This window comes from Collinsella sp. TM04-29, assembly GCF_003466565.1.
Taxonomy (GTDB): domain Bacteria; phylum Actinomycetota; class Coriobacteriia; order Coriobacteriales; family Coriobacteriaceae; genus Collinsella.
This window is the reverse complement of the sequence record NZ_QSPW01000001.1, coordinates 1-7303: the sequence shown is the minus strand read 5'-3', so window position 1 is coordinate 7303 and position 7303 is coordinate 1. Positions and strand designations below refer to the sequence as shown.

Genomic DNA, 7303 nt, shown 5'->3' with positions numbered 1-7303 from the left:
AAAGCTCCGCATGCCATCTTTTCTTTCAGCTAAAGCACGCCGGAAATTCGACGCTGGCTTGTTAACCTTGCTGGACGTTGTCGACGCCGATCCAGCTCAGAAGCTATATCGATACAGAAAGGTCCCCGGCGCTGCCCGGGCGCCAACGGCCGCATATGAACTTTATCGCGAGTTCCGCACGAACAGGAGGCCACTTAATGTGGCCTCCGTCGTGAGCAGGACTGTAGAGCAGGAAAGTTCATATGCGGCCGTTGGCGCCCGGGCAGCGCCGGGGATCGCACCTTTGCGACTACAGCGTCATGTTCGGATCGGCATCGACGTCGAACGGCGAGATTTCTCCTCGGTCGAATTTACGGCGAGCAACCTCTGCGATCATGGCGGCGTTGTCGGTGCACGCCGAAAGCGGTGGCACCGTTACGCGGATCCCCTGACGCCCAAGCTTCTTGATCATCATCTCGCGCAGATGCGGATTAGCCGAGACGCCGCCGCCGATGCAGTATTCCTTGCATCCGGTGGCATGCAGGGCGTTTTTGGCCTTCTTGTACTGAACGTCAAAGACGGCTGCCTCAAACGAAGCCGCCAGATCGGGCAGGTGAATCGTGCGCCCGGCCTTGGTCTCCTGCTCGATGTAGAGCGTCACGGCCGTTTTAAGACCCGAAAGCGAGAAACGATAGTCTCCCCTGCTGTTAAGCGCGCGAGGAAAATCGATCGCGCGGGGGTTGCCCGTCTCGGCCAGCTTGGAGATGATGGGGCCTCCGGGATAGCCAAGACCCAGTGCCTTTGCCACCTTGTCGAAGGCTTCGCCCACGGCGTCGTCGAGCGTCTCGCCAAGCACTTCATAGTCGCCCCATGCCTTTACGTGCACGAGCATGGTGTGCCCGCCCGAAACGAGCGTAAAGATAAACGGGGGCTTGAGGTCGGGCTGCGCCAACAGGTTGGCAAACAGGTGGCCCTCCAGATGATTGACGCACACCAGCGGTTTGCCAGCAGCATACGCAAAGCCCTTGGCAAAGGCGACACCCACCACCAGGGCACCCACCAGGCCAGGACCTTGCGTCACGCCCACAGCGGCAAGCTCACTTGGCGCAATGGCTCCGCCCGTAAGGCCCAGCGACGCTGCGGCGTCCTCGAGCGCCGCGTCCACGACGCTCACGATGACCTCAACGTGCTTGCGCGAGGCGATCTCGGGCACCACGCCGCCAAAACGGGCATGGAAATCGATCTGCGTCGACACCTGGTTGGCCAGCATATTGCCATCCGCATCGATAATCGCCACCGCCGTCTCGTCGCAGGAACTCTCGATGGCAAGCACTAGGCGGCGGCGCTCAATTTCGGCACGCTCCCCCTCGGAGCGCCTAGGCGCAGGCAGCGGCCATACGCGCTGCTCTGCCGCCGTCGGCTCGGGCGAGGCATTGTCGACCGGAAGCACCAGGGGCAGCGGAGCCGTCATGACGATGGCATCCTTGCCGGCACCATAATAGCCGCGGCGCCATCCTGCCTCGGTAAAGCCCAGAGCGTTATAAAGCGCGATCGCTCCCTTGTTGTCGTCCTCGACCTCGAGCGAAGCCGTGGTGCAGCCGAGCATCTGGGCATCATAGCTCACATGCGACAGCAGCTTGCGGGCAATGCCCTCACGGCGATGTGCCGGGTCGACGGCGACATCCAGAATCTGCACATCACCGTCCACGACCATACCGCCGGCAAGGCCCAGCAGCTTGCCGTCGTCGTGTGCCACCCACCAACTACGCGGCGCAGCGACGTCCTCGCCCAGTTCGGACAGGAACATGCCCGGCGTCCACGCCTCGTGTCCGGCACCTTCAAAGCAGGCAGCCTCTAGCGCGCTCGCGCCCTCGGCATCCGCCGCGCCCATGGGACGGAACTGCAGATGACGACCGGCGAGCTCATCGGCAACGCCCGTAATTTCGCTGTGCGCACTCTCGGCAAGACCAAGACGCTTGCGCTCGTTTTCCTCGGCATCCGAAAGGCGCGTGTAAATCGGCAGGACGCGGGCCGGATCGCCGTCACCCGCAGCGTGCGCGAGCAGCAAGCCCTCGCCCGAAGGCCACCACAGGTCGCGCTCCACGCAGCGGGCGGCCTCGTCCTCACCCAGCAGCTTGCCATAGCGCACGAGACCGTCACCGGTCAGCTGAACCTGGCCCCAGTCCGCTGCTTGGCGCCACTCATCGAGCGCCACGGCGGCCTTGACCACGTGTTCGCGCTCAAATTGACGCTCGGGGCCCTCATCGACCAGCATATACAGCGCCGGATATACCTCACCGCGCATAGCATCGGCCAAGATACCAAGCTTGCCGCGCACGCCAGCCTTCCACGCCGTCCAAGCGCAAGCGTCGAGCGTCGACACGCCCAGCAGCGGAACATTGGCACCACGCGCGAGGCCCTTGGCAGTGGAGATGCCGATGCGCACACCCGTAAAGGACCCCGGGCCGCGGCCGACCACATAGCAACCAACATCGCTGCGATCCAGACCGGCTTGAGCCAGCACGCCATCAACGGTATTCACGAGCTCAACGTTGGCGTGACGGCGACACATGTGGTCGCCACTCACGAGCTTCGTCTCGCCCGTCTGCCCATCAATCCAGCTTGCCGCGCAGGCAAGCATGTCGGTCGAGGTATCGAGCGCCACCACCAGCGCGTTGTCGTTATGCAAGCTCATCTTGTACAGCCTTATCAATCAAATGGGAAAGCTCCATTGCGCGGTCACCGTGCGCCTCGAGCGTTATCGTTCGCACATCGCTGTCGCCCTCATCACGCTTGAGCGTCACCGAAAGATACTCATCCGTCAGCTCGTCCTGGAATTGTTCGCCCCATTCCAGCAGGCAAGCACCCTCATAGCCCAGCACATCGAAAATGCCCGTATCCTCGAGCTCGTAGGCATGCTCCAGGCGGTATAGATCAAAGTGAAACAGCGGAATACGACCTTGATCGTGAACGGCCATGAGCGCAAACGTAGGGCTCGTAACCATATGCCCATCGCCCAACCCGCGCGAGACGCCCTTGGTAAAGTGAGTTTTGCCCACTCCCAGGCCACCGGTCAGGATGAGCACATCGCCGTCCTCAAGGCACGGTGCAATTAGCTCGCCAAAGTACTCTGTATCGGCAGCGCAAGTCGTTTTGTAAGTACCTACCCCCAGGCGCTCCAGGGACATACATGCTCCTTATTATTCCGAGGCGTCCTCTGGCGCGGGATGTCGCTCCAGATAGTCGCCCAGCATCTTAAAGTCTTCCTCCAGCAGCTCCTGCCACGCCGGATTGCGCAGCGCTGCTGCCGGATGGAACGTGGGCATTACCACAAAATGCCCCATCTGGTGGAACCTGCCGCGCAGCTTAGTAATGCCAATCTCGGTCTTGAGCACAAAGTGCGTCGCGGGGTTGCCGAGCGTCACGATAATATCGGGCCAGATGCTTCGAATCTGCTCACGCAAAAACGGCGAGCAAGCCAGCACTTCCTCGGGACGCGGATTGCGGTTTCCCGGCGGGCGGCACTTAAGCACGTTGGCAATGTAGACGTCTTCGCGTTTGAGCCCCGCCAGCGACAAAATGCCGTTGAGGTCCTCGCCTGCCGCCCCCACAAAGGGCTCGCCCTGCAAATCCTCATTGCGGCCCGGCGCCTCGCCAATAAACATCACGCGAGCATGGGGGTTTCCCACGCCAAACACGATGTTATGGCGCGACTGGTAAAGCTGGCAAAGGTGACAATCGCCCAGAACGGCCTCGATCTCCTCGAGTGCGACCTCACGCGGCGCCTGATGGCTATGGCCGGGGATGTGCATGACGCCCATAGCGGCTCCTACACGTAGACCTTGTCGAGACGCATACCAAAGCCGCAAGCGACCTCGTAGTTAATCGTGCCGCGTAGGCGCGCCATCTCGTCCATGGTAATCTCGGCATCTCCATCGCGGCCGACAATGATCATCTCGTCACCATACTCGGCCTCGGGAATCTCATGCGCCGGGTTGGACTGAATGGCGACCATAAACTGATCCATGCAGATATTGCCCACCTGACGCACACGCTCGCCGCGATACAGCACGTCCATACGATTGGAAAGCGTACGCGAAAGGCCATCGGCATAACCGATCGGAAGGGTGCAGATCTGAACGCGCGTGCGCGGTACGCGGTAGGTAAAGCCGTAGCCCACGCCCTCGCCCATCGCAGGGTGTGCCACGCGCGTCACACGCGCGTGGACGCTCATGACGGGATCAAGCTGCATCACGCGACCACTCAGCTCACATGGCTGCAGACCATACAAACCGATGCCGGCACGAATCATGTCAAAGTGCATTGAAGAATCGAGCATCGAGGATGGCGTATTGGCACAATGCACGATACCGCATTCAAAACCTGCGTCCTTAATGGCCTGAACGGCCTCGGTAAAACGCTGGCACTGCAGCTTGTAGTCCCAGCCCGAAGGTTCATCGGCCGTGGCGAAGTGCGTAAATACGCCGTCGCACTGAATACCGCGATGGAAATTTATACCGCGGACAAAGTCGAGCACCTGCGTGTAGTGAACGCCGATACGATTCATGCCCGTCTCGATGGCAAGATGGTACTTGCCCACTTTGCCCGCCGCGACGGCACATTCGCCATACGCAAGAGCAAAGTCAGACGTATAGACCGAGGGCATGATATCAAACTCGAGCAACGTCGGAATGGCCTCGATAGGCGGCTCGCTTAGGATGAGGATGGGTTTCGTAATCCCGCCCTGTCGGAGCTCAACGCCCTCGTTAACCGTCGCCACGGCAAACATGTCGGCACCGGCCGAATACATGATCTTGGCGCACTCAACAGCTCCATGACCATAAGCATCGGCCTTGACCACGCAGCACAGGCGCTGACGTGGATTCAGCAAGTTCTTATAGGCCCTCGTGTTGCGACGGAGCGCCCCGCGGTCGATCTCGACCCAGGACCAGCGCGTCAAATCGGCTTTATTCATGATTAGTCATCCGACCCTTCGTCCATGATTCCCAGATCTTCGAGCGCATCCTTTGCCGCCAGCTCCATGGCAGGACCGATCAAGTCGATAAGATCGGTCGCGATAACGCTCTTCTCACCATACTCCGTCGCCGCAGCAAAACCGGCGTAGCTGTGAAGTGCGACGGCGTACGAATACAGCAGCTCCCAACGATCCATCTCGTCGCGCATGGTGGCAAGCGTGCCGGCCAAAATACCCGCGAGAACATCACCAGAACCGGCAGTTGCCAGAGAAGCCGGACCCGAGAGCGGCAGCAGCACACGCTCAACGCCACAGATAGCCGTCGTCGGCCCCTTGGCAATGACCACCAGATTGTCGGAGCCTGCAGCCCAGACAACCTTCTGCGCGGCCGCAATCGCGGTACCAAGGTCGTTCACCTCGTCACCGGCAACCAGGCGCGAAAGCTCACGATAGTGCGGCGTCATAACCAACGGCTGCTCGCGGCGATACATCTCGGGGTTACTATCAATACCGTCAATGGCAATCTTAGCAAGGCAGTTGAGTGCATCGGCGTCCAAAATTAGCGGTACATCAAGCTCGAGCAAGCCCGAAACCACCTGCATAGCGCCGGCAGACGTCGTCATACCGGGACCGCACAGCACGCAGCTGTACTTCTTTGCGATCTCGCACACCGTCATGCGCGCAGCGGCGCCAAAGGAGCCGCGGGAATCAGACGGAATAGCAAAGACGGGAATCGAAGGAAGTGCCATGCGAATAAGATTGGCGCAGGCGTCAGGAGCCGCAACTGCCACGTAACCAGCACCCGCGCGAGCTGCAGACTTGGCCGCCATAATGGCAGCACCAGGATATTGCGCAGATCCGGCGACAATAAGCACAGAGCCACGGGAATACTTATCGATATTCGTAGGTAGTGGAGCAAAGTAATCAACTAAGTCACCGGGCTCGACAATCTCGGCGGCGTGGTCGACATCATCGATGACCTCATCAAGACGGTCGTAAAGATTGCCGCAGATCAAATCGCCAGCATACTCAGGGCCATCAGCGCTATACAAACCAATCTTGGGCGCAATCATCGTCACCGTATGCTCGGCACGAATGCAGTCGTCATCAACAACGCCCGTCTCGGCATTCAGGCCCGAGGGGACATCAATGGATACGACACAATCGGCGCATTCATTGACCGTAGGAATCCAGATGGAGAACGGCGCACGCAGATTCCCGTGAAAACCGGTACCAAAAATGGCATCGACAACAACATCGGCCTTATCGATCAAAACCTCGAGTTCATCACGCGAGGGGCCGACGCAAACGTGCACATCGCGGCCGGCAGTACGACGAGCAACATGACGTGCCAGAGCAGCAGGAATCTCATCCGGTTCAACCGGAGAAACGATATCCACGTCCACACCCTTATGGCTCAGGATATCGGCGGCAACCCAACCGTCGCCGCCATTATTACCAAAACCGACCAAAACGAGAACCCGATCGGGATTGAGCTTCAAGACCTCGTTAGCGGCAAACTCACCCGCTAGCTCCATAAGCTCGGCCTTCGAAGTCCCTTCGCGTTCGATGATATCCTCGAGACGAACGACTTCTTCGGTACTCAAAACCGGTTTCATCTATGCTCCTAGCGTATCTTGCGAAGCATCGCCCAGGTGCTCCGCCAATGCTGAATTCTGCAGCTGCTCGAGCTCATCTAATACAGAGCGAGCCTCTTTAAATGTCTGCGCAACGCGTTTCTTGGTACTCACCTTTTCCTCTTTTGGCTTAGGCCGAGCATCTTCGGTAATCGCGATGGCATTCGCAACGGCCAAGTCTCCCGTAAGCGTAATGGAAAGAGCGACCTCAACAACACCCAGTTCTTGAGCGATCTCGAGAGCACGGCCCGAAAGCAGCGCCTTCGGTTTGCCGAGTTTATCACGCGTAACCGAAACATCCTTGCGACCAACGCCTTGACTAAAACCCGTGCCGAGAGCTTTAAGTACCGCCTCGCGCGAAGCAAAGCGGCTGGCATAGTGAGCAGCGGGACGCGATGATGCATCACAATACGCACGCTCTTCTTCGGTAAACACACGCCGAGCAAACGACGGCGTCTTTTCAAGAATTGATTTCATGCGGGAAATCTCGACGATATCAACGCCGATACCAGCTTCAGCCATGTTCACCTCCATATCGCACAGACTAAGTTATTGTAGCCCGTTCACAGAAGATGCGACAAACGAGGGTTATAAAACACAGCTACTATGTGAGACAAAAGCCCGTAAACGCAAAAAAGGGGGAGGCCGCGAGGCCTCCCCCTTCTTCAATCTCGATGACGGCTCGGTGCCGTCCACCGGTCAGCGGCGCCCT

At 59.2% G+C, this 7303-nt stretch carries 7 protein-coding genes; 1 reads left to right on the top strand and 6 read right to left on the bottom strand.

Annotated features, from left to right (window positions below):
* Window positions 1–289: 289 nt before the first annotated feature.
* Genes tsaD through acpS form a run of 6 tightly spaced genes read right to left on the bottom strand, consistent with a single transcriptional unit; the run spans window position 290 to window position 7113 of the window.
* Window positions 290–2674, bottom strand: a complete 2385-nt coding sequence (tsaD, locus tag DXD39_RS00030) for a tRNA (adenosine(37)-N6)-threonylcarbamoyltransferase complex transferase subunit TsaD (protein WP_117802762.1) — start codon at window positions 2672–2674, stop codon at window positions 290–292.
* The gene (tsaE, locus tag DXD39_RS00025; protein ID WP_006235849.1) at window positions 2661–3167 is read right to left on the bottom strand and encodes a tRNA (adenosine(37)-N6)-threonylcarbamoyltransferase complex ATPase subunit type 1 TsaE; all 507 of its coding nucleotides are present in this window, start codon (window positions 3165–3167) and stop codon (window positions 2661–2663) included. Before tsaE ends, tsaD begins: the two co-directional genes overlap by 14 nt.
* A 12-nt stretch (window positions 3168–3179) precedes the next feature.
* Window positions 3180–3800 carry a uracil-DNA glycosylase gene (locus DXD39_RS00020; RefSeq protein WP_089573671.1) on the bottom strand — a complete coding sequence of 207 codons (621 nt, stop codon included), beginning with the start codon at window positions 3798–3800 and terminating at the stop codon, window positions 3180–3182.
* 8 nt (window positions 3801–3808) lie between these two features.
* The gene (gene alr, locus DXD39_RS00015) at window positions 3809–4954 is read right to left on the bottom strand and encodes an alanine racemase (RefSeq protein WP_117759402.1); all 1146 of its coding nucleotides are present in this window, start codon (window positions 4952–4954) and stop codon (window positions 3809–3811) included.
* Window positions 4955–4956: 2 nt separating this feature from the next.
* Window positions 4957–6573, bottom strand: a complete 1617-nt coding sequence (locus DXD39_RS00010; RefSeq protein WP_082222952.1) for an NAD(P)H-hydrate dehydratase — start codon at window positions 6571–6573, stop codon at window positions 4957–4959.
* On the bottom strand, window positions 6574–7113 hold the full coding sequence (gene acpS / locus DXD39_RS00005; RefSeq protein WP_117802761.1) for a holo-ACP synthase: 540 nt from the start codon (window positions 7111–7113) through the stop codon (window positions 6574–6576). It abuts the gene before it with no gap.
* Here acpS and DXD39_RS10270 point away from each other — a divergent pair.
* A partial coding sequence (locus DXD39_RS10270) for a hypothetical protein (protein ID WP_233541059.1) occupies window positions 7112–7303 on the top strand: 192 nt, incomplete at its 3' end. The two genes, acpS and DXD39_RS10270, sit on opposite strands and share 2 nt — an antisense overlap.

Excerpts from the sequence above, each read along its gene's own strand:
- tsaD (WP_117802762.1), bottom strand. The coding sequence starts at position 2,674 with ATGAGCTTGCATAACGACAACGCGCTGGTGGTGGCGCTCGATACCTCG.
- tsaE (WP_006235849.1), bottom strand. The coding sequence starts at position 3,167 with ATGTCCCTGGAGCGCCTGGGGGTAGGTACTTACAAAACGACTTGCGCT.
- DXD39_RS00020 (WP_089573671.1), bottom strand. The coding sequence starts at position 3,800 with ATGGGCGTCATGCACATCCCCGGCCATAGCCATCAGGCGCCGCGTGAG.
- alr (WP_117759402.1), bottom strand. The coding sequence starts at position 4,954 with ATGAATAAAGCCGATTTGACGCGCTGGTCCTGGGTCGAGATCGACCGC.
- DXD39_RS00010 (WP_082222952.1), bottom strand. The coding sequence starts at position 6,573 with ATGAAACCGGTTTTGAGTACCGAAGAAGTCGTTCGTCTCGAGGATATC.
- acpS (WP_117802761.1), bottom strand. The coding sequence starts at position 7,113 with ATGGCTGAAGCTGGTATCGGCGTTGATATCGTCGAGATTTCCCGCATG.